This window comes from Methylocystis sp. sgz306128 (assembly GCF_056032725.1).
Genome location: NZ_JBVYWO010000002.1, coordinates 307,381 through 328,545 on the forward strand (window position 1 = coordinate 307,381; position 21,165 = coordinate 328,545).

The following is a 21,165-nucleotide window of genomic DNA, read 5'->3' on the forward strand; positions in this document are numbered from 1 at the left end:
GAAAGAGTAGACTTGCCGCGTCATCCCCGTGCCTGACACGGGGATCTGTCGGCGGTGACCGCGTCAGGCGCGGTCAGATGGCGGAATGATGCGTTAAAAAACCTTAGGATTTCAATATGCCCCAGTCCAAACTGCTGCTGCACCCCACCAAACCCGATGCGGAAGGACGCGTTCATCACGTGACGCCGGAATCGGCCGGCTGGACCTATGTCGGCTTCGATATGTTCGAGCTTGCCCCCGGCGAGCGGCTCGATAAGCAGACGAGAGACATGGAAGTCTGTCTCGTCCTCATTTCCGGCAAGGCAAAAATCGCCGTCGAGGTGCAGGGCAGGATCGAGGACTTCGGCGAGCTTGGCGAGCGCATGTCGGTTTTCGAGGGCGCGCCGTGGTCGGTCTATGTGCCCGCGCAGGCCTCATGGAGCCTGACGGCCACAACCAGAGTGGAACTGGCCGTATGTGCCTCGCCCGGCACCGGTGCTTTGCCGGCGCGCGTTATCGGCCCTGATCAGTGCGGCCGGGAAGTGCGCGGCAAAGGCACCAACGTGCGCCATGTCTGCAACATCATTCCGGAAACCGATCCGGCGGAAAGCCTGCTGGTGGTGGAAGTCATCACGCCGGGCGGCAACTGGTCCAGCTATCCGCCGCACAAGCATGACCGCGACATGCTGCCTCAGGAAAGCTATCTCGAAGAGACTTATTATCACCGCATCAATCCGCCGCAGGGCTATGCCGTGCAGCGGGTTTATACCGACGACCGCTCGCTCGATGAAGTGATGGTGGTGTCTGACGGCGATGTCGTGCTGGTGCCGAAGGGTTATCATCCTGTCGGCGCGGCACATGGCTATGATCTCTATTATCTCAATGTCATGGCCGGGCCGAAGCGGGTATGGAAATTCTGGAATGATCCGGATCACGCCTGGATGTTCGGCAAATAGGGCGTCGGGCCCTTACCTTGCCTGCTCCGGAACGGAGCGGGAATTGCCGGGGTGATCCCTTCTTCCTCTGGGAAAAGGATGGGATGAGAGCTTTGTTTAGCTATTCCGGAATGCGCGCCGCCAGTTCAAGGTCGAGCAGGTGGCCGCCCTTGTCCCGCTTGGTCTGCAGATAGCCGCGGTTCTGGCTGGTGAGCCGCCCCTGAATGGCGAGCGTTTCGGTCACATCCAGACCGGCGCTGCGCAAGGCTTCGACCTTGGCCGGATTGTTGGTCATCAGCCTCACCCGCGAAACGCCGAGCAATTGCAGCATTCTGGCCGCAAATTCAAAATGGCGCTCGTCATGTTCGAAGCCCAGAATTTCGTCGGCGTCGAATGTGTCGTGACCCTGCGCCTGCAGCGCATAGGCCCGCATCTTGTTGCCGATGCCGGTGCCGCGCCCTTCCTGATCGAGATAAAGGATGATGCCGCCACCGCCCTCCGCCATGGCTCTGGCGGTGGCGCGCAACTGGTCGCCGCAATCGCATTTCAGGCTGCCGAAGAGGTCGCCCGTCAGGCAGGCGGAGTGGAGACGCACTGGCACCGGCCCCGTGAGATCGGGCCTGCCGATGATGATGGCCACCTGATCGCGCATGCCCTCGCCGCCGCGAAAAATCACAAATTCGCTGTCCTGCGCGCCTTCGAGCGGCACGGGCGCTCGGCTGACGATATCCACCTTGCTCATGGCATTGGCGCGATAGGCCGCAATATCCGTCATATCGGCCTGCAACAGCCCATCTTCCTGCACCGGCTGAACAATAACCGAGGGCAGCAGCAGTGCCAGCCTGGCAAGATCGAGCGCCGCGCGCTCAATCTGCGAAACCGGCGCAAAAAACGGGATCGCGCTATCCTTGCGCCCGATGGCGAGATCCAGCACCTGCTGGCCGCTGAGGCCGGCGGCATCTGTTGCGCCGCCCTGCGGCAGGTTGAGGTGCAGGCGGCGCAGGCGCGCGCCCGTCAGCAGCAGACGCGCGTTGGCCAGCGAGTGCGGCAGATGCTCGATGCCGCTTACCTGCAGCGCCGTTTCGCCATGGCGCAGAACGACGGCGCGCCCGGCCCGCAATTCGCTGATCACGCGCTCGACGGCGACCATCCTGTCGTGATTGTTATCGTGTGAAGAACGCGGCACTTGAAGTTCCAATGATCTTTCAGGGCAAATTGGGCGGGCTCAGCCCTGTTTGCAAGGGGCAATTGCGAAAACCGCCCTTGCACAGACGGAAGCGTCCGCCCTGCCGGATAATTTCAGGGCTGGTTCAGCTTGCGGCATTCGGTGGTCCTCCGGCGAAGGCGCGCAGGAAATCCTTCAGGTCTTCGGTGATAAAATCCACGAAAGGCGAAGTGAGGTCATTCAGCGTTCCTGCGGTTTTGTCCGCCTCGTCGCGGTGGTCGAGGCGGCCGCTCTGCGGAATGACCAACGTCGTCACCATGCCGCTCAGATGGGGCACAACGAGGTTTTTTGCAATATCCTCGAACATGGCGGCCCGCTTCGGATTGACGTCATGCTTGCGGAAAAACCGCTCGTAGGCCTCGGCATTCGGCTTGGGAATGAGATCCGCGGCAACAATATCGAAAATATCTTCGAAATGATGGTCGATGCCAAGCTGACGCGCCGTGTTTTCGGCATGATGGCGCGGGCCGTTGGTGAAAATCAGCTTGCGGCCCGGCAGGGCGGCGATGGCCTCTCCCAGCTCGGGATGCGGATCGAGCGAGGTGCGGTCAATCTCATGCACGAAGGCGAGGAATTCCGTCGGATCGACCTGATGCAGGTCCATCAGCCCGCGCAGCGAGGTGCCGTATTTCTGATAATAGGCCTTCTGCAATTGCCGCGCCTCGACCGCATCGAGCTGCAATTTCTGCGCAATGTAAGCGGTGATGCGCGCGTCGATCTTCGGCCAGAGGTCGGCATCGGGCGGATAGAGCGTATTGTCGAGATCAAACACCCATGTGTCGACCCCGGCAAAGGCCTCCATCCTCTGGCTGAGATCGGCAGAATGCACACTCACTTGGTGATCAGCGTCCCTGCGCCATGGTCGGTGAGAAGCTCGACCAGCACCGCATGCGGCACCTTGCCGTCGAGAATGACGACGCCCTCGACGCCCTGTTCGAGCGCATAGATGCAGGTCTCGACCTTCGGAATCATGCCGCCGGTGATGGTGCCGTCGGCGATGAGGCCATGGATGTCTTCAACACGCAGTTCCTTGATGAGATTGCCGTTCTTGTCGAGCACGCCCGGCACGTCGGTGAGCAGAAGCAGACGCTTGGCCTTGAGCGCGCCGGCAATGGCCCCGGCGAAAGTATCGGCGTTGACATTATAGGTTTCGCCATCCTGCCCCTGCGCCACCGGCGCCAGAACGGGAATAAGCTCGCGGCCAAGAACCTGCTCCAGCACGGTGGCGTCCACCTTGGCCGGCTCGCCGACGAAGCCAAGATCGACATGTTTTTCAATGTTGGAGCCGGGATCGCGCACCACGCGGCCCACCTTGCGGGCCGTGACCATGTTGCCGTCCTTGCCGCACAGGCCGATGGCGCGCCCGCCCTCGGCATTGATGGTGCCGACGATCTGCTTGTTGATGGAGCCGGCCAGCACCATCTCGACAATCTCGACCGTCGCTTTGTCTGTGATGCGCAGGCCGCCGGAAAATTCGGATTTGATGCCGAGCTTGCTCAGCATCGCGCCGATCTGTGGCCCGCCGCCATGCACCACAACGGGGTTGACGCCCGATTGTTCCAGCAGAACCATGTCCTTGGCGAAATCGCGCGCCACTTTCTCGTCGCCCATGGCGTGACCGCCATATTTCACGACGATGGTCGCATCGTCGTAATGCAGCATGTGCGGCAGCGCACGGATCAGAATATTGGCTATGGCTTGCGGTTCGGTGTCGGACATGGCTGGCCTTTTCAGGTCTTCAAGAGAACTGGCGCTGTTCTAGCCGATGCAAGGTTCGGGCTCAATCGGCAAAAGGTAAATATTCTGGCAGCTTCTTCCGGCCTTGCGCATAGCTCGGGGCAGGAGGAGCGCTTATCTTTGCGATGTCTGCCAGTCGGGCGCCTGATAGACCGGCGCTTCAAGCCGCGGCAGCAGGCTCTTGCCAAGAATGTGGTCCGCCGCCTTTTCGCCGATCATGATGGTCGGCGCATTGAGATTGCCGTTGGTGATCTGCGGCATGATGGAGGAATCGGCCACATAAAGGCCTTCGGTGCCGATAACTTTGGTTGTCGGGTCCACCACGGCCATCCTGTCGTCCGCCGCGCCCATCTTGCAGGTGCCGCAAGGGTGGTAGGCGCTTTCCACCTTGTTGCGGATGAAGGCGTCAATCGCCTCGTCCGACACAACCGCCGCGCCCGGCTGCATCTCGCCGGCGAAAAAGGGCCTGAATGCGGGCTGGCTGAAAATTTCCCGCGTCAGGCGCACGCAGGCGCGCATCTCGGGCAGGTCATCCTCATGCGTGAGATAATTGAAGGTGATGGCGGGTGCATCCTGCGCCTGCGGCGAGGTGAGGCGCACATGGCCGCGGCTTTTCGAGCGCATCGGCCCGACATGGGCCTGAAAGCCGTGCCGGTCCGCCATCGACTTGCCGTCATAGGAGACGGCCAGCGGCAGGAAATGGAACTGGATGTCCGGATAGGAAATGCCGGCCCGGCTGCGGATGAAGCCGCCGGCCTCGAAATGATTGGTTGCGCCCAGCCCGTTCTTGGCCAGAAGCCAGCGCAGGCCGATAAAGCCCTTGCGCCACAGGCTCAGCGACGGATAGAGCGTGATCGGCTGGCTGGATGCGATCTGGAAATAGAATTCCAGATGATCCATCAGATTTTCGCCGACGCCCGGCCGCTCGGCAATGGGCGTAATGCCGAATTTCTGCAGTTCCGGCCCCGGCCCGATGCCCGAGAGCTTGAGGATCTGCGGTGAATTGATCGCGCCCGCCGCAAGGATGACCGCACGGCTGGCCGAGACCTCGACGCTGCGCCCGCCCCGCGTAAAGCGGATGCCGCTGGCGCGCCTGCCCTCGAACAGAACCTTTTCCACCCGTACATGGGTGCGGATATCGAGATTGCGCCGTCCCCGGATCGGCCGGAGATAGGCGTTGGCGGCGGACCAGCGCCGGCCATTATGGATCGTCATGTCGAGCGGGCCGAAGCCTTCCTGACGCTCGCCGTTGAGATCGGACGATTCGGCATAGCCCGCCTGCTTGCCGGCCTCGATGAAGGCGCGGTAGAGCGGGTTCTTCATGTCGCCCTTGCTGGTATGCAGCGGGCCGCTGTTGCCGCGATAAAGATCGCCGCCGTCGCCGTCGCGGGTTTCGGCCCGTTTGAAATAGGGCAGCACGTCGGCATAGGCCCAGCCTGCCGCGCCCAGGGCGTCCCAGGCGTTGAAATCCTCAGCATGGCCGCGCACATAGACCATGCCGTTGACCGATGAGGAACCGCCCAGCACTTTGCCGCGCGGCACATGCATCCGCCGGTTGTTGAGCTGCGGCTCCGGGGTGGAATGATAGCCCCAGTCATATTTTGGCGAATTCATCGGAATCGACAGGGCGCTCGGCATCTGGATGAAGGGCGAGATGTCCGAACCGCCGAATTCGAGCAGCAGGACGCGGTTGCGCGCATCCTCGCTCAGGCGGTGGGCGAGCGCACAGCCGGCCGAACCGGCACCTACGATGATGAAATCGAAATTTTCCAGCATGGATTTTGATCGCCGATCTCAATTGAAATAACTTGGCAAAATTCGCCTTATTTTGTCGTTTTTCGTCAATGCCAATCCGTATCATGCCTCAATTCTAGGGCCGTTAATTTGTGCATTTACGTTTCTTATTTGAACGTGCAACATATGACGAAATGGGCAAAGATAAGCTCATAACATAGGGAGAAACCGATGAAGTTGATGCTGAAAACCCTCTCCGTAGCCGCCATGGCCTGCATGATCTCGCAAGGCGCGTGGGCCAACGACCCCGCTTCGTGCAAAACGGTCAAATTTGCCGATGTCGGCTGGACGGACATCACCGCCACCACCGCAACCGCTTCGGTCATGCTCAAGGCGCTGGGCTATGAGCCGCATACCGACGTTCTCGCCGTGCCGGTGACCTACACCGCCATGCACAACAAGCAGATCGACGTCTTCCTCGGCAACTGGATGCCGACCATGGAAGCCGACCGCAAGCCCTATGTCGACGACAAGACCGTCGAAGTCATCGGCGCCAATCTCGAAGGCGCGAAATATACTCTGGCCGTGCCCGAAACGCTGTATGACGCCGGCCTCAAGAGCTTCAAGGATATTGCCAAGTTCAAGGATAAGCTTGGCGGCAAGATTTACGGCATCGAGCCGGGCAACGACGGCAACCGCCTCATCCTTGACATGATCAAGGCCAACAAATTCGACCTCAAGGATTTCCAGCTCGTCGAATCCTCGGAGCAGGGCATGCTGGCGCAGGTTGAAAAGGCCAGCGTCAAGAATGATCCGATCGTCTTCCTTGGCTGGGAGCCGCATCCGATGAACACCAAATTCAAGATGAAATATCTCTCGGATGGCGATGACGTCTTCGGGCCGAATTTCGGCGGCGCCACCGTCTACACCAATACACGCGCCAATCTGTCGAAGGACTGCCCCAACCTTGGCACGTTCATCAAGAACCTGAAATTCACGCTCGACATGGAAAATCAGGTCATGGGCTCGATCCTGTTTGACGGCATGGAAGGCGACAAGGCGGCGACAAAATGGCTCAAGGCCAATCCGTCGGCCCTTGATGGCTGGCTGAAGGACGTCACCACCATTGACGGCAAGCCGGGCCTGCCGGCCGTGAAGCAGAGCCTCGGCCTCTGAGTGAAACCACGCCCTGCGGCGAGAGCCGCGGGGCGCCTGCCGGGTGATGGGGGTGCGCGTGGAAGAATGGCTGAGCGACCATAAAATTCCTCTTGGGCGTTGGATCAAGGATGGCGTCGACACGCTGAAAACAGCGCAGGGCTTTTTCGATACGCTGACGACGGTCCTGCAATTCTTCATCACGATGCTGACGGATGTCCTGGTCTGGATTCCCGCGCCCGTTGTCGTGCTGCTGTTCTGCGGTTTCGCTTATTGGATGCACCGCTCGGTCAGGCTCTCGGTCTTCATTCTGATCGCATTCCTGCTGATCATGAACCTCGGCTACTGGAACGAGACCATGCAGACGCTCTCGCTCATGACTTGGGCGACGCTGGTGTCCACGCTTGTGGGTGTGCCGCTCGGCATCGCCATGGCGCATCGCAGTTGGCTCTACAATGTCATGCGGCCCATTCTCGACCTGATGCAGACGATCCCCACCTTCGTTTATCTGATCCCCACATTGATTCTTTTCGGCATCGGCGTGGTGCCGGGGCTGATCTCGACTGTGGTGTTCGCCATTCCTGCGCCGGTGCGCCTGACCCATCTCGGCGTCTCCTCGGTGCCCAAATATCTGCTTGAGGCCGGTGAATCCTTCGGCGCGACCAAAAGCCAGCTGCTGTGGAAAGTGGAGCTGCCTTACGCGCTGCCCACCATCATGGCCGGGATCACGCAATGCATCATGCTCAGTCTCTCGATGGTGGTGATCGCGGCCCTCGTCGGCGCGGACGGGCTTGGCAAGCCCGTGGTGCGCGCCTTCAACACAGTCAATCCGGTGATGGGTTTTGAAGCGGGCCTGTGCATCGTGCTGCTGGCCATCGTGCTTGACCGCGTGTTCCGCCAGCCTGACCGCCTGATCGGGGGCAGATAATGGCTGACGCAATCGTATTTTCCCATGTCGATATCGTTTTCGGTGGCAACCCGGCCAAGGCGCTGGACCTGCTTGATGCGGGGCGCAGCCGCGACGAGATTCTGGCCATGACCAATCAGGTCATCGGCGTGGCCGATGCCGATGTTTCCGTGGCGACCGGCGAGATTTTCGTGCTGATGGGCCTCTCCGGCTCGGGCAAGTCCACACTCCTGCGCGCCGTCAACGGGCTGAACAAGGTGGCCAGAGGCAAGGTTCTGGTGCGTCACGGCGGCCAGATGGTCGATGTCACCTCCTGCGGACAGCATGTCCTGCGCGATGTGCGCGCCCGCTCGGTTGCCATGGTGTTTCAGCAATTTGCCCTGCTGCCCTGGCGCAGCGTGCGCGACAATGTCGGTTTCGGTCTGGAGCTGCGCGGCATGTCGCGCAAGGAACGCGACCGCATCGTCGATGAAAAGCTGGAGATGGTGGGACTTTCCCGCTGGGCGGACAAATTGACGCAGGAGCTTTCCGGCGGAATGCAGCAGCGCGTCGGTCTTGCCCGCGCCTTTGCCACCGATGCCGATATTCTGCTCATGGATGAGCCGTTCTCGGCGCTCGATCCGCTGATCCGCACCAAATTGCAGGATGAATTGCTGATTTTGCAGAAGCAATTGCAGAAAACCATCCTTTTCGTCAGCCATGATCTTGATGAAGCGCTGAAACTGGGCAATCGCATCGCCATCATGGAGGGCGGACGCATCGTGCAATGCGGCACGGCCGAAGATATCGTCCTGCGCCCCGCAGATGCCTATGTGGCTGAATTCGTTGCCCATATGAACCCGCTGCAGGTTTTGCGCGGCGCCTCGCTGATGAAACCGGCGCATGATCTGGCCCGCGAAGGGTCCAGCATCCTGCTCGATACGGCGGGCCGCCTGCGGCTGACTCTGGACGAGGAAAACCGGCCCAAACAGGCTCATATTGACGGAAAGCCCGGGCGCCTGACCCACGTTGACCGCGAAACGGGCAAGTTTGATCCGCAAACCACCGATATTGTCATTGCTCCGGTGGATTTACGGCTGAGGGCGGCGATCGAGTTGCGCCGGGCCTCGGGGCATCCCATTCTTCTCGTCGATCAGCTTGGCCGGCTGGCCGGTCTGTGCGGCGATGAGGAGATCTATCGCGGCCTTTTGCGCGATCTCTAGCCGCCAGCGAATCAAAGATTCGGACAGTGTTGCAAAATTCCTCTTCTCTCGCCTCTGGGGAAGAGGTATAAGCCCGCGCTCATGTGCGAAGGGTTGGCTTGAAGCTGGCCCGGGTGACATGAACCAATTTGAGACTTTCGACATGAAAGAGAATAACGCGCCGCTCGCCGGGGCCAACGATCTGGTGAAAGCCGGCGAACCGTCGAATTCAGGTCACAGCGCGTTAAAGCCGGAAGGCCATTCACACAAGAAGTCCAGCCTGTTCGCGCTCGCTCTTGGCTCCATCGGCGTTGTTTACGGCGATATCGGCACCAGTCCTCTCTACGCGCTCAAATCCGCGCTGGCCCATGCAGCAGGAACGGGCGCCACCCCGCAGGAGGTGATCGGCATCGTTTCGCTGCTCGTCTGGGCGCTGATCCTCACCGTCACGATCAAATATGTCGCCTTTCTCATGCAGGCCGACAACAAGGGCGAAGGCGGGACTCTGGCCCTCATGGCGCTGGCGCAGCACGCGCTCGGCACACGGTCCCATTGGGTGTTTCTCCTCGGCGTTGCCGGTGCTGCCTTGTTTTCCGGCGATGCCATCATCACCCCGGCCATTTCGGTTTTGTCCGCCGTGGAAGGTCTCAATCAGGTTTCAACCTCGTTCGGGCCGTTCGTCATTTATATTGCCGTGGTCATTCTGGTCGCACTGTTCATGACCCAAAGCTCCGGAACGGAGCGGATCGGCCGGTTTTTCGGCCCGATCATGGTGTTGTTCTTTGCCGTTATCGGGGTGCTCGGCCTTTATCACATCCTTGATGCGCCGCAGATTCTCTGGGCGCTCGATCCGCTCACCGGGCTGGAATTCCTCTTCAGCAACGGGCTGGAAGGTTTTGTCATTCTCGGCCTTGTGTTTCTGGGCGTCACCGGCGCAGAGGCGCTTTATGCCGATATGGGCCATTTTGGCCGCCTGCCGATTCAGCTGGCCTGGGTGACCTTCGTCCTGCCGGCGCTGGTGCTCAATTATTTCGGGCAGGGCGCGCTGATCCTCAGCCATCCGGCCGCGATCAAGGATCCCTTCTACCTGATGGCGCCGCAATGGGCCATTCCCTATCTCGTCATCCTCGCCACTATGGCCACCGTCATAGCCAGCCAGGCCGTGATTACCGGCGCCTTCTCCATCGTGCGCTCGGCCATCCAGCTCGGCCTGCTGCCGCGCATGGAAATCCGCCACACCTCGGAGGCGCAGGAAGGCCAGATCTACATTCCGCGTGTCAACCGCCTGCTGCTCATCGGCGTGCTGCTGTTGACCCTGCTGTTCAAATCTTCGGATGCTCTTGCCAACGCCTATGGCATCTCGGTGGTCAGCACCATGGTCGTGACCACGGCGCTTGCCTTCGTGGTTGTCTGGAAGAGCTGGCATTGGCCCTTCTGGGTGGCTCTGGGCGTCGTGGCCATGTTCCTTGTGGTTGATCTGGCCTTCTTTGTCGCCAATCTTGTCAAGGTGCTGGAGGGCGGCTGGGTGCCGCTCACCATGGCGGGCCTTGCCATGGTGGTCATGTGGACCTGGGTGCGCGGCACGCGCCTGCTCGAAGGCAAGACCCACCGCGATTCAATCCCCATGGCCGATCTGGTGCGCATGCTGGAGCGCAAGCCGCCCGTCCGCGTGCCGGGCACGGCCATCTTCCTGACCAGCGACCCGGAAGTCGCCCCTTCGGCGCTGATGCACAATCTCAAGCACAACAAGATCCTGCATGAACGGGTGGTGATCATGTCGGTGCGTACCGAGGATATGCCCCGCGTGCCGCAGGCCAACCGCTATGAGGTGAGCGAGCTTGCTGAAGGCTTCCTCGCCATCACCCTGCATTTCGGCTTCATGGAAAGTCCGCGCATTCCGGCGGCGCTCGCGCTCATGCGCAAGAGCGGCCTGAAGTTCGACATCATGACGACCTCGTTCTTCCTCGGGCGGCGGACGCTGAAAGTCTCGAAGCAGTCGGATATGCCGCTCTGGCAGGACAAGCTCTATGTCGGCCTCACCAAGCAGGCGACCAGCGCGACGGACTTCTTCTCCATTCCCTCCGACCGCGTCGTGGAACTGGGGGCGCAGGTCTCGGTCTAGCCGCTTATTTGCGTCCGGGCGCGCTTTTGCCTACCGGAAAATAGACAAATCCGCGCCGGCGCATTTCATCTGGCCGGTAAATGTTGCGCATGTCGAGCACCACGGGCTGGGCCAGCGCGGCCTTGAGCCGGTCCAGATCGAGCGCGCGGAAGGCATCCCACTCGGTTATAATGGCCAGAGCGGCCGCGCCGGCGGCGCAATCATAGGGATCGCTGCAGAACGTGGCATAAGGCATCAGCGCGCGGGCCTGGTTCATGCTTTCCGGATCGAAAACACGCAGATGCGCGCCGGCCTCGTGCAGCCTCGCCGCTATGGTCAGGGCCGGAGCGTCGCGCATATCGTCAGTGTTGGGCTTGAAGGCCAGACCCAGCAGGCCGATGGTCCTGCCCCGCACTGAACCGCCGCAGGCCGCGATGACCTTGTTGGCCATGGATCTCTTGCGCGCCTCGTTGCTGGCGATGACAGCTTCGACAATGCTGACCGGCGCTCCGGCATCGCGCGCGGTCTTTGCCAGCGCCAGCGTGTCCTTTGGAAAGCAGGAGCCGCCATAGCCCGGTCCCGCATTGAGAAATTTCGGGCCTATGCGCTTGTCGAGGCCGATGCCGCGGGCCACATCCTGCACATCGGCACCGAGCCGCTCGCACAGATCGGCCATTTCATTGATGAAGGTCACCTTGGTGGCGAGAAAGGCATTGGCCGCATATTTCGTCAGTTCCGAGGTGCGGCGGCTGGTGAACAGCATTGGCGCCTCATTGAGAAACAAAGGCCGGTAGAGTTCGCGCATCACCTCGCGCGCACGCTCGCTGTCCGTGCCGATCAGGATGCGGTCGGGCCGTTTGAAATCGGCGATGGCGGCGCCTTCACGCAGAAATTCCGGGTTTGACACCACTTCGAACTCTGCATCGGCATTGGAATCGCGGATGATGCGTTCCACTTCGTCGCCGGTGCCGACCGGCACTGTCGATTTTGTCACGATGACAGTGAACTTGGTCAGCGCCTCGCCGATCTGCCGCGCGGCGTCATAGACATAGGTCAGGTCGGCATGTCCGTCGCCGCGACGGGAGGGCGTGCCCACGGCAATGAACACCACATCCGCTTCACGCACCGCGCCCGTAAGGTCCGTGGTGAAATGCAGCCGCTGGTCGCGCATGTTCAACCGCACCAACTCGGCAAGGCCGGGCTCGAATATCGGGATCTGCCCGTGCCGGAGCGCGGCAATCTTGGCCGTATCCAGATCAACGCAGGTCACGATATGGCCAAAATCGGCGAAGCAGGTGCCGGAAACAAGACCGACATAGCCTGAACCGATCATTGCAACGCGCATGAGTTTCGTCCTTCCATCGTCAAGGCCGTTGCCGGCGCACGGCCATGCCGAAGCGCCGGACAAGTGTTCGTGCCTTACTAGGCCGGGATGAAGCTCATGTGAAGCTGAACTTCCTCAACCGCCGATATTATAGGCGGCCAGAATGGCACAATTGACGATATCCGAGTCCTTCGCGCCCAGCGGCACGATCTGCACCGGCTTGTCGAGGCCGACAATAAGTGGCCCGATGACCGTGGCTCCGCCCAGCTCCTGCACCATGCGGGTTGCGATCGAGGCGGAGTGGAAGGCCGGCATGACCAGCACATTCGCGGTGTCCGTGAGCCGGCAGAACGGATAGGACGCCATCAGTTCGCGGTTGAGCGCGACATCGGCAGCCATTTCGCCGTCATATTCAAAATCCACGCGCTTGGCGTCAAGAATGCGCACCGCCTCCTGTACCCGCAGCGAGCGCTCGCCGGGTGGATGGCCAAAGGTCGAGAACGCCAGCATGGCGACGCGCGGCTCATAGCCAAGACGGCGCGCCACGCCTGCCGCCTCTATGGCGATCTGTGCGATATCCTCCGCGCCGGGCATTTCATGGATGGCCGTGTCGGCGACGATCACCGGCCGGCCGCGCGCCAGAACGAGACTGATCCCGATCACTGAATGGCCGGGCTTCGGGTCGATCAGGCGCCGCGTTTCCTCAAGGCAGATGGAGAAATTACGGGTCACGCCGGTCACCATGGCATCGGCATCGCCAAGGCTGACCATGGCGGCGGCGAAATGGTTGCGGTCCTGATTGATCAGGCGCTGGCAGTCCCGGAAAAGGTAGCCTTTGCGCTGCAGGCGCTCGTAAAGAAACTGCGCATAGGTGGAATTGCGATGCGACAGGGCGGCATTGTGAATTTCAATGCCTTTATCCTCAAGATCGATGCCGGCCAGCGCAGCTGTCTGGCTGATGCGGCTTTCGCGTCCCACCAGAATGGCCGTGCCATAGCCCTGATTGACGAAAGACACGGCGGCGCGGATAACCTGCTCCTCCTCGCCCTCAGCGAAGACCACCCGCTTCGGGTATCTGCGCACCCGTTCGACGATGCGTTGCAGGGCTCCCGCCACAGGATCGCGGCGCGCGGAAAGCTGCGCCTTATAGGCATTGAAATCAACGATCGGCTTTTGCGCGACGCCAGAATCCATCGCCGCCTGCGCAACCGCCGTCGGAATGACATGGATCAGGCGCGGATCGAACGGCACCGGAATGATGTATTCCTTGCCGAAGCGCGGGCGCGAGCCCTGATAGGCGGCGGCCACCTCGTCGGGCACATCCTCGCGCGCCAGCGCGGCCAGCGCATTGGCGGCGGCAATCTTCATTTCCATGTTGATGGTCGTTGCCCGCACGTCCAGCGCGCCGCGGAATATATAGGGAAAGCCGAGGACATTATTCACCTGATTGGGATAGTCCGAACGCCCGGTTGCGATGATCACGTCGTCCCGCACGGCATGGGCGTCTTCAGGCGTGATCTCGGGATCAGGGTTGGCCATGGCGAAGATCACCGGATTGGGCGCCATGCTCCTGACCATTTCCGGCGTCAGCGCGCCTTTGGCCGAGAGGCCGAAGAAAATATCCGCGCCCTCCATTGCCTCTTCCAGCGTGCGCTTGGAGGTTTCCACGGCATGGGCCGATTTCCACTGGTTCATGCCTTCCTTGCGACCGCGGTAAACCACACCCTTGGTGTCGCACAGAACGACATTCTCCGGCGCGAAGCCGATGGCTTTGATCAGGTCGAGGCAGGCGATGCCCGCCGCGCCTGCGCCGTTGCACACAAGCTTTGTCTGTTTGATATCGCGGCCCGTGAGTTCGATGGCGTTGATCATGCCTGCGGCGGCAATGATCGCCGTGCCGTGCTGGTCGTCATGAAACACCGGAATCGACATCAGTTCGCGCAGTTTCTCTTCGATGATGAAACATTCCGGCGCCTTGATGTCCTCAAGATTGATGCCGCCGAATGAAGGCCCGAGATAACGCACGGCGTTAATGAACGCATCGGGATCTTCGGTGTCGATTTCAAGATCGATGGAATCGATGTCGGCGAAGCGCTTGAACAGAACGGCCTTGCCTTCCATCACCGGCTTCGAGGCCAGCGGGCCAAGATTGCCGAGGCCGAGAATGGCGGTGCCATTGCTGATCACGGCGACCATATTGCCGCGTGTCGTATATTCGAAGGCCAGCGACGGATCGGCCGCAATGGCCTTCACCGGCACGGCTACGCCGGGCGAATAGGCGAGGCTCAGGTCGCGCTGGGTCGCCATGGGTTTTGTCGGAACGATCTCCAGCTTGCCGGGCCGCCCGCGCGAATGAAAGGCCAGCGCCTCCTGATCCGTAATGGTGGGGCGCTTGGGGCGGTTGCGGGGCTCCTCGGTCATCAATCCTCCAAAAATCTTTCTGATTTGACGTTGCGTCGAGAATAGCGCCGGTCTTTATCAATTCACAACTGCAGAATTTGTGATGAGACTTTTTGATAATCGACAATAATCGGCGCAAATCAGTGGATGATCGGCCTGCGGCGGATGCATCGTTATGGTGCATTTGTTAGTGTCTCCGTATGACACACGCCTCCGACAAGAGCTTCAAGGCCCGCAGCACCCAGGACCCGGCAACGCCGATGATGGCGCAGTTTCTGGAGATCAAGGCGGCCTATCCCGATTGCCTGCTGTTTTACCGGATGGGGGACTTTTACGAACTGTTCTTCCAGGATGCGGAAGTGGCCTCGCGTGCGCTTGGCATCGTGCTCACCAAACGCGGCAGGCATCAGGGCGAGGATATTCCGATGTGCGGCGTGCCGGTGGTGCGCGCCGAAGATTATCTGCAGCGCCTGATTGGTCAGGGGCATCGCGTGGCCGTCTGCGAGCAGGTGGAAGACCCGGCGGAGGCGAAGAAGCGCGGGTCGAAATCGGTGGTGCGGCGCGATGTCATCCGTCTGGTGACGCCCGGCACCATCACCGAGGAGCAATTGCTGGAGCCGGGGCGCTCAAGCCATTTTGTGGCTCTGGCGCGGCACAGGCAGCCGGATGAAAGCTGGCATTACGGCCTCGCCGCCGTGGATATCTCGACAGGCGCGTTTCTGGTGGCCTCGGCCAACGAAACCGGTCTGGCGGGCGAACTGGCGCGGCTGGAGCCGCGCGAGATCGTTGTCAGCGAGACGACGGGCGATGATCTGTCCCTGCGCCTTCAGTTTGACGACACCGCGATTCCCGTGACGCGCCTCTCCGATGCGGCGGATAACGAAACTGCCGAAAAAAAGCTGCTGAATTATTTCAAAGTGGGCACGCTTGATGGCTTCGGCGCACTTTCGCGCGCCGAGATCAGGGCCTGCGCGCTGGCGCTGCACTATGTCGAAAAAACCCAGCTTGGCTCGCAGCCGCTGCTTGCGCCGCCCCAGCGCGTCCAGCAGGGCGAATATCTCAGCGTCGATGCGGCGACGCGCGCCAGTCTCGAGCTGACGCGCACGCTGGCGGGCGAGCGGGCCGGTTCTCTGCTGGCCGCGATTGACCAGACACTGACGCCGATGGGCGCGCGCCTCCTCGCGGAGAGGCTGGCCGGTCCGCTGACGCAGCTTGAACGGATCGAGGACAGGCTCGATTCGGTGAGCTGGTTCATCGAGGAAAGCGCCGCGCGGTTTGACCTTCGCGCCGCGCTCAAACGCATTCCGGACATGATCCGCGCCCTGTCCCGGCTGGCGCTGGAGCGCGGCGGTCCGCGTGATCTTGCGGCCTTGCGCGATGGCATGATGCTCGCGGGCGATCTTGCCGCACGTCTGGGCGCGCGCGAGGCGCTGCCGCGCGAATTGCGTGCTGCCGTCGCCGGCTGTCAGGCGCTCAGTCCGCGTCTGGCCGAACATCTTGGCCGGATGCTGGCCGGCGAATTGCCGCTGAACAAGCGTGACGGCGGCTTTGTCGGGGAAGGGTTCGACCCGGCGCTGGACGAATTGCGGCTGCTGCGCGATGAGAGCCGCCGTGTTATCGCTGAAATGCAGGCGCATTACGCGCAATTGTGCGAAACGCGGCAATTGCGCGTCAAATATAACAATTTTCTCGGCTATTTTGTCGAAGTTCCGCAGGCGCTCGGCGAGAAGATGCTGCAAAAGCCGCTGAATGAAACCTTCATTCATCGCCAGACCATGTCCGATGCGATGCGCTTTTCGACAGCGGCGCTGGCCGAGCTTGAAACGAAGATTTCATCAGCTGCCGATCAGGCTTTGGCGCTGGAGATCCGTCATTTCGAGGAGGCGGTGGCGCATGTGCTGGCGCAGGGCGAGGCATTGCGCGCTGCCAGCGCCGCGCTGGCCGTTCTCGATGTCTCGGCGGCTCTGGCCGAACTGGCCGCCAATCACAACTGGACACGGCCCCGGGTGAGCCAGTCGACGCAGTTTCATATTGTTGGCGGGCGTCATCCCGTGGTTGAGGCGGCGCTCCGGGCGCGCGGCGCCGCCTTTGTCGCCAACAACTGCCAGTTGTCGGGCAGTGCGGGCAATCATCTCGCGCTGATCACCGGCCCCAATATGGCCGGTAAATCGACTTATCTGCGCCAGAACGCGCTACTCGTCATTCTGGCGCAGATGGGCGCCTTCGTGCCAGCGCAAAGCGCCGACATCGGCATTGTCGACCGGTTGTTTTCGCGCGTCGGCGCCTCGGATGATCTGGCCCGCGGACGCTCCACCTTCATGGTGGAAATGGTGGAGACAGCCGCCATTCTCAATCAGGCGACCAGCCGGTCTCTTGTCATTCTTGACGAGATCGGCCGCGGCACGGCCACCTATGACGGGCTGTCCATCGCCTGGGCCTGTCTTGACCACCTGCACGACATCAACCGGTGCCGCACGCTTTTCGCCACGCATTTTCACGAACTGACCCGGCTGCAGGGCATCATGCCGCGCATTGTCAATCTCACCATGCGCGTTACTGAATGGAACAGCGACGTCGTGTTCCTGCATGAAGTTGTCGAGGGTGCGGCCAACCGCTCCTACGGCATTCAGGTTGCCAAGCTGGCGGGCCTGCCGAAGACCGTCATCGATCGGGCCAGCGTGCTCCTCGCCGAGCTTGAATCGGGCGAGCATGGCGTCAGGATGGATGATCTCGTCGATGACCTGCCGCTTTTTGCCGCCAAGGCGCCGCCGCCCGCGCAGGGGCCCGATCCGATCCACGAGGCCCTGCGCAAGCTTGATCCGGATGAACTCACGCCGCGCGCGGCGCTGGAGGCACTCTACGCGCTGCGCAGATTGCTTTAGCCGTTTTCGGGGATCGGATTTCGTCCGGCCTCACAAAACCGGCTGCTTCTTTCGCCTGTTCTGTGCCTTTTGAAGGATGGGGGCTTAGGCGGGAGGAACGGCGCCAGGTTCTGCTTAAAAATTTGCTCGACAGAGCCGGCCGATTAATGTTCAACCTAGCATGTTAGCGGCGCGCGGTGAGCGGGCCTTCCTTCATTCAACGAGAGACATGGTTGCGCGCATGACAGCAAAGGCGGATGAGCAGAAAAAATCGGTCATTTACCCCGATCTTGCCGGCAAAGCGGTGCTGGTTACCGGCGGCGGCAGCGGTATCGGCGAGGCCATCGTGCGCCGCTTTGCTGCGCAGGGCTGCAAGGTCGGTTTCCTTGATATTGCCGTCGAGCCTTCGCAAAGGCTGGCGGCGGAATTGTCGGCTGCCGGCCATAATGTACGGTTTGAGGCCTGCGACCTGCGCGATATCGATGCGTTGCGTAAAGCCATAGCCAATGTGCGGGCCGCGTTCGGGCCTATCGGCGTGCTTGTCAACAATGCTGCGCATGACCAGCGCCATGCCACGCTGGATGTCACGCCTGAATATTTCGACGATCGCATTGCCGTCAATCTCAAGCATCAGTTCTTTGCGGCGCAGGCCGTGATTCCGGATATGCAGAAACTGGGCGCCGGGTCCATCATCAATTTCGGCTCGGTCTCGTGGATGGTGGGTCAGGGCAATATGGCCATTTATACGGCGGCCAAATCGGCGGTTCTTGGCCTGACGCGCTCGCTGGCGCGCGATTTTGGCAAGGACAATATCCGCGTTAATGCCATTGCGCCGGGCTGGATCATGACTCAGCGCCAGATTGATCTGTGGCTGACGCCCGAATCGGAAAAGGAACTGATGGAGCGGCAATGCCTCAAGCGCAAACTGGTGCCGGACGACATGGCGCGCATGGCGCTGTTCTTTGCCTCCGATGAATCTGGCGCCTGCACCAATCAGCATTACGTCGCCGATGGGGGCTGGGTCTGATGATCGCCGTCGATTGGGGCACCACCCGGTTAAGGGCCTATCTTCTGGGCGATTCGGGAGAAATACTGGATCGCGTCAGCCGTCCCGAGGGCGGCATGCAGCATGTGGCCGCCGGGGCCTTTCCGGCGGCGCTGCACGATGCGATCGGCCCCTGGCTGGCGGCTGCGCCCGGTCAGCGCGTGATCATGGCCGGCATGGTCGGCTCGCGAAACGGCTGGGCGGAAGCGCCCTATGCGCTCGCGCCTGCATCGGCGCGCGACATTGCCAGCCAGATGAGCGCCGTGACGCGGCTCGATGGCGGCCTTGCCATGATTGTGCCGGGCGTTCTGGCGCATGACGCGGATGGCGCCGATGTCATGCGCGGCGAGGAAACGCTGATTTTCGGCTGCGGCACGGAAGATGCCACCATTATCCTGCCCGGCACCCATTCGAAATGGGCGCGGATTGAGGGCGGGCGCATCACCGGCTTCGCCACCTATATGACGGGCGAGCTTTACGCATGGGCGCGCAATGTGTCGATCCTGAGCCGCCTTGCCAGCGAACCGGAGGATGATTCTGGATTCGTCCTTGGCTTGCAGGCCGCGCGCAGCCCGGCCGGCCTGACCCATCTGCTGTTTCTGGCCCGCAGCAATGTTTTGGACGCCGCGATGACCGGCGCGCAGGTCGGCCCTTATCTTTCAGGCTTGCTCATCGGCGCGGAAATTCTTGGCGCGATGACGAGCCATTCCGCCAGCCCCGAACGGGTGCTGGTTGCCGATGGCCATATGGCGGCGGCCTATCAGACCGCCTTGCAGTTTTATGGATTAAATGCTCGATTGATCGTGCCGGAGGCGGCGCTTGTCGCCGGGCTTGCCGCGATTCATGCCGCAATGTGAGGGTTCATGAGTTTGTCTTCCCGTTTTGATGCCGCTCTTGCGGCGCAGCCCCTGATCGCCATTTTGCGCGGTCTGCAGCCTGCCGAGGCCCTGCAGATCGGCGAGGCGCTGGTTCAGGCCGGCATCACAATTCTCGAAGTGCCGCTCAATTCGCCCGAACCTCTCAGGAGCATTGCCCTGCTTGCGGACGCGCTCAGGGGCCGCGCGCTTGTGGGTGCGGGCACCGTGCTCACGCCAAAGGATGCCGAAGCCGTGCGCGACGCCGGCGGCGAACTCATCATTTCGCCCAATATGAATCCCGAAGTCATCGCCCATACCAAGGCGCTCGGCCTTGTGTCGCTGCCTGGAATATTCACGCCGACGGAGGCTTTTGCGGCAATTGCCGCCGGTGCCGATGCCCTGAAAATTTTCCCCGGAGAACTGGCAAGCCCGGCATTTGCCCGCGCCCTGAAGGCCGTTCTGCCCGCCCATGCGCGCCTGCTTGTCGTGGGCGGCGTCTCCGCCGACAATATTGTCCAATGGAAGGGCGCCCCCGTGGCGGGGTTCGGCATCGGGTCTTCGCTCTACAAGCCCGGCCTCTCCGCCATTGATGTCAGACAGCGGGCAGAAGCACTTATTCGCGCCTGGAGGCAGGGATGATCGTTGTTTTCGGTTCAATCAATGTCGATCTGGTCACCAATGTGCCGGATATTCCCCGGCCCGGAGAAACTGTGCTGGGGCCGTCCTATGTCGTCATTCCCGGTGGCAAGGGCGCCAATCAGGCATTGGCCGCCCGCCGTGCCGGAGCCGAGGTGAAATTGGTGGGCGCCGTGGGCGCCGATGGCTTTGCCGATACCGCGCTTGCCCTGCTGCGGCAGGATGGTGTCGATTGCGCACAGGTCAAGCGTTTAGACGTGCCGACGGGCGCGGCCTTCATCACGGTCGACCGGCACTCGGAAAACACCATCGTGGTTGCGTCCGGCGCCAATGCCCGGTCAACGCACACGCAGGTGGCCGAACATATCCATGCTGGCGACTGGTTGCTTCTGCAACGCGAAGTTCCGGATGAGGAAGGCGAGGCCGCAGCACGTCTGGCGCATCAGCGCGGCGCGAAAGTCGTGTTAAACCTGGCTCCTGCCGGTATGATCTCCAGAACATATCTGCAAAATGTCGATATTCTGGTGATGAACGAACATGAGGCGGGCGTGCTGGCCTCTGCACTTGGCCTTGAGGCCTCGTCGCCAGAGGCGGCGGCGCGCGCGCTGCACGAAGCCTTCGGCCTGATCAGCATTGTCACTCTGGGGGCTGAGGGCGCGGTGGCCTTCTTTTCCGGCGCGCGGCTGGCTGTGCCGGCCTTGCCGGTCAGGCCGGTCGATACGACGGCGGCGGGCGACAGCTTTGTCGGCGCTCTGGCAGCGGCCTTGTCCAATGGCGCGGATTTGCAGGCTGCGCTGCCTTTCGCCGCAGCTGCGGGTTCTCTGGCGTGTACACGCGCCGGCGCACAGACAAGTATTCCGTATGAAAGCGAAATAAAAAGCGTGCTGGGCCGCTGATGGTAATAATGTCAATGATTTAATAAGAAATTGTCTTTAGCTTTCCCTGCGTAATGCAGAGGGCGCGGTATGGTTATGTTTCTGCGAGCGGCAATTATACTGAGTATAGGCTCAGTATTTCTGTCGCAATATATTCAGGATCGTATCGCCTCATTCGCTCCGCCAGCCTCCAGTTCCGTCCGCCCGTCGTCA

General features: G+C 61.3%; 16 protein-coding genes. 10 read left to right on the forward strand and 6 right to left on the reverse strand.

Features of this window, described 5'->3' with window-relative positions:
- Positions 1–116: 116 nt before the first annotated feature.
- A complete protein-coding gene (iolB, locus tag AC0N03_RS05315; protein WP_474287531.1) occupies positions 117–935 on the forward strand; it encodes a 5-deoxy-glucuronate isomerase in 819 nt (272 codons plus the stop codon).
- A gap of 100 nt (positions 936–1,035) precedes the next feature.
- Here the strand turns inward: iolB and ribA are convergent, their stop codons facing one another.
- The 4 genes from ribA to betA all read right to left on the reverse strand — a co-directional run bounded on the left by ribA (position 1,036) and on the right by betA (position 5,652).
- Entirely contained in the window at positions 1,036–2,100 is a 1,065-nt protein-coding gene (ribA, locus tag AC0N03_RS05320) for a GTP cyclohydrolase II RibA (protein WP_474287532.1), read from the reverse strand.
- Positions 2,101–2,224: 124 nt separating this feature from the next.
- Entirely contained in the window at positions 2,225–2,974 is a 750-nt protein-coding gene (locus tag AC0N03_RS05325; RefSeq protein WP_474287533.1) for a pyrimidine 5'-nucleotidase, read from the reverse strand.
- Positions 2,971–3,858 (reverse strand): acetylglutamate kinase, encoded by an 888-nt coding sequence (gene argB, locus AC0N03_RS05330; protein WP_474287534.1) that lies wholly within the window; start codon positions 3,856–3,858, stop codon positions 2,971–2,973. Before argB ends, AC0N03_RS05325 begins: the two co-directional genes overlap by 4 nt.
- Before the next feature lie 132 nt (positions 3,859–3,990).
- Entirely contained in the window at positions 3,991–5,652 is a 1,662-nt protein-coding gene (betA, locus tag AC0N03_RS05335) for a choline dehydrogenase (RefSeq protein ID WP_474287535.1), read from the reverse strand.
- A gap of 198 nt (positions 5,653–5,850) precedes the next feature.
- Here betA and AC0N03_RS05340 point away from each other — a divergent pair, with 198 nt between their 5' ends.
- The 4 genes from AC0N03_RS05340 (at position 5,851) to AC0N03_RS05355 (ending at position 10,975) form a co-directional block, all read left to right on the forward strand.
- Positions 5,851–6,786, forward strand: coding sequence for a choline ABC transporter substrate-binding protein (locus tag AC0N03_RS05340; RefSeq protein WP_474287712.1), 936 nt, complete (start codon positions 5,851–5,853; stop codon positions 6,784–6,786).
- 58 nt (positions 6,787–6,844) lie between these two features.
- Positions 6,845–7,693 carry a choline ABC transporter permease subunit gene (gene choW / locus AC0N03_RS05345; RefSeq protein ID WP_474287713.1) on the forward strand — a complete coding sequence of 283 codons (849 nt, stop codon included), beginning with the start codon at positions 6,845–6,847 and terminating at the stop codon, positions 7,691–7,693.
- Positions 7,693–8,874, forward strand: a complete 1,182-nt coding sequence (gene choV / locus AC0N03_RS05350; protein ID WP_474287536.1) for a choline ABC transporter ATP-binding protein — start codon at positions 7,693–7,695, stop codon at positions 8,872–8,874. The genes choW and choV overlap by 1 nt, the downstream gene beginning before the upstream one ends.
- Before the next feature lie 142 nt (positions 8,875–9,016).
- A complete protein-coding gene (locus AC0N03_RS05355; protein WP_474287538.1) occupies positions 9,017–10,975 on the forward strand; it encodes a potassium transporter Kup in 1,959 nt (652 codons plus the stop codon).
- A 4-nt stretch (positions 10,976–10,979) separates the two neighbouring features.
- Here the strand turns inward: AC0N03_RS05355 and AC0N03_RS05360 are convergent, their stop codons facing one another.
- Together AC0N03_RS05360 and AC0N03_RS05365 are read right to left on the reverse strand one after the other, a co-directional pair.
- Positions 10,980–12,299: a UDP-glucose dehydrogenase family protein gene (locus tag AC0N03_RS05360; RefSeq protein WP_474287539.1), complete on the reverse strand. Its 1,320-nt coding sequence runs from the start codon at positions 12,297–12,299 to the stop codon at positions 10,980–10,982.
- A gap of 114 nt (positions 12,300–12,413) precedes the next feature.
- Positions 12,414–14,699 carry an NADP-dependent malic enzyme gene (locus AC0N03_RS05365; RefSeq protein ID WP_474287540.1) on the reverse strand — a complete coding sequence of 762 codons (2,286 nt, stop codon included), beginning with the start codon at positions 14,697–14,699 and terminating at the stop codon, positions 12,414–12,416.
- Positions 14,700–14,878: 179 nt separating this feature from the next.
- Here AC0N03_RS05365 and mutS point away from each other — a divergent pair, with 179 nt between their 5' ends.
- From mutS to AC0N03_RS05390, 5 genes are all read left to right on the forward strand, one after another.
- On the forward strand, positions 14,879–17,560 hold the full coding sequence (mutS, locus tag AC0N03_RS05370) for a DNA mismatch repair protein MutS (RefSeq protein WP_474287541.1): 2,682 nt from the start codon (positions 14,879–14,881) through the stop codon (positions 17,558–17,560).
- Between the two features lie 220 nt (positions 17,561–17,780).
- The gene (locus AC0N03_RS05375) at positions 17,781–18,566 is read left to right on the forward strand and encodes an SDR family NAD(P)-dependent oxidoreductase (protein ID WP_474287542.1); all 786 of its coding nucleotides are present in this window, start codon (positions 17,781–17,783) and stop codon (positions 18,564–18,566) included.
- The gene (locus AC0N03_RS05380) at positions 18,566–19,441 is read left to right on the forward strand and encodes a 2-dehydro-3-deoxygalactonokinase (protein ID WP_474287544.1); all 876 of its coding nucleotides are present in this window, start codon (positions 18,566–18,568) and stop codon (positions 19,439–19,441) included. Before AC0N03_RS05375 ends, AC0N03_RS05380 begins: the two co-directional genes overlap by 1 nt.
- 6 nt (positions 19,442–19,447) lie before the next feature.
- A complete protein-coding gene (locus AC0N03_RS05385) occupies positions 19,448–20,080 on the forward strand; it encodes a 2-dehydro-3-deoxy-6-phosphogalactonate aldolase (RefSeq protein ID WP_474287545.1) in 633 nt (210 codons plus the stop codon).
- Positions 20,077–20,973, forward strand: a complete 897-nt coding sequence (locus tag AC0N03_RS05390; protein WP_474287546.1) for a ribokinase — start codon at positions 20,077–20,079, stop codon at positions 20,971–20,973. The genes AC0N03_RS05385 and AC0N03_RS05390 overlap by 4 nt, the downstream gene beginning before the upstream one ends.
- The last annotated feature ends 192 nt before the right edge of the window (positions 20,974–21,165 follow it).

Bases quoted from the DNA above. Each gene is read 5' to 3' on its own strand.
- iolB (WP_474287531.1), top strand. From the start codon at position 117: ATGCCCCAGTCCAAACTGCTGCTGCACCCCACCAAACCCGATGCGGAA.
- argB (WP_474287534.1), bottom strand. From the start codon at position 3,858: ATGTCCGACACCGAACCGCAAGCCATAGCCAATATTCTGATCCGTGCG.
- betA (WP_474287535.1), bottom strand. From the start codon at position 5,652: ATGCTGGAAAATTTCGATTTCATCATCGTAGGTGCCGGTTCGGCCGGC.
- AC0N03_RS05340 (WP_474287712.1), top strand. From the start codon at position 5,851: ATGCTGAAAACCCTCTCCGTAGCCGCCATGGCCTGCATGATCTCGCAA.
- choV (WP_474287536.1), top strand. From the start codon at position 7,693: ATGGCTGACGCAATCGTATTTTCCCATGTCGATATCGTTTTCGGTGGC.
- AC0N03_RS05355 (WP_474287538.1), top strand. From the start codon at position 9,017: ATGAAAGAGAATAACGCGCCGCTCGCCGGGGCCAACGATCTGGTGAAA.
- AC0N03_RS05360 (WP_474287539.1), bottom strand. From the start codon at position 12,299: ATGCGCGTTGCAATGATCGGTTCAGGCTATGTCGGTCTTGTTTCCGGC.
- AC0N03_RS05365 (WP_474287540.1), bottom strand. From the start codon at position 14,699: ATGACCGAGGAGCCCCGCAACCGCCCCAAGCGCCCCACCATTACGGAT.
- mutS (WP_474287541.1), top strand. From the start codon at position 14,879: ATGACACACGCCTCCGACAAGAGCTTCAAGGCCCGCAGCACCCAGGAC.
- AC0N03_RS05375 (WP_474287542.1), top strand. From the start codon at position 17,781: ATGACAGCAAAGGCGGATGAGCAGAAAAAATCGGTCATTTACCCCGAT.
- AC0N03_RS05380 (WP_474287544.1), top strand. From the start codon at position 18,566: ATGATCGCCGTCGATTGGGGCACCACCCGGTTAAGGGCCTATCTTCTG.
- AC0N03_RS05385 (WP_474287545.1), top strand. From the start codon at position 19,448: ATGAGTTTGTCTTCCCGTTTTGATGCCGCTCTTGCGGCGCAGCCCCTG.
- AC0N03_RS05390 (WP_474287546.1), top strand. From the start codon at position 20,077: ATGATCGTTGTTTTCGGTTCAATCAATGTCGATCTGGTCACCAATGTG.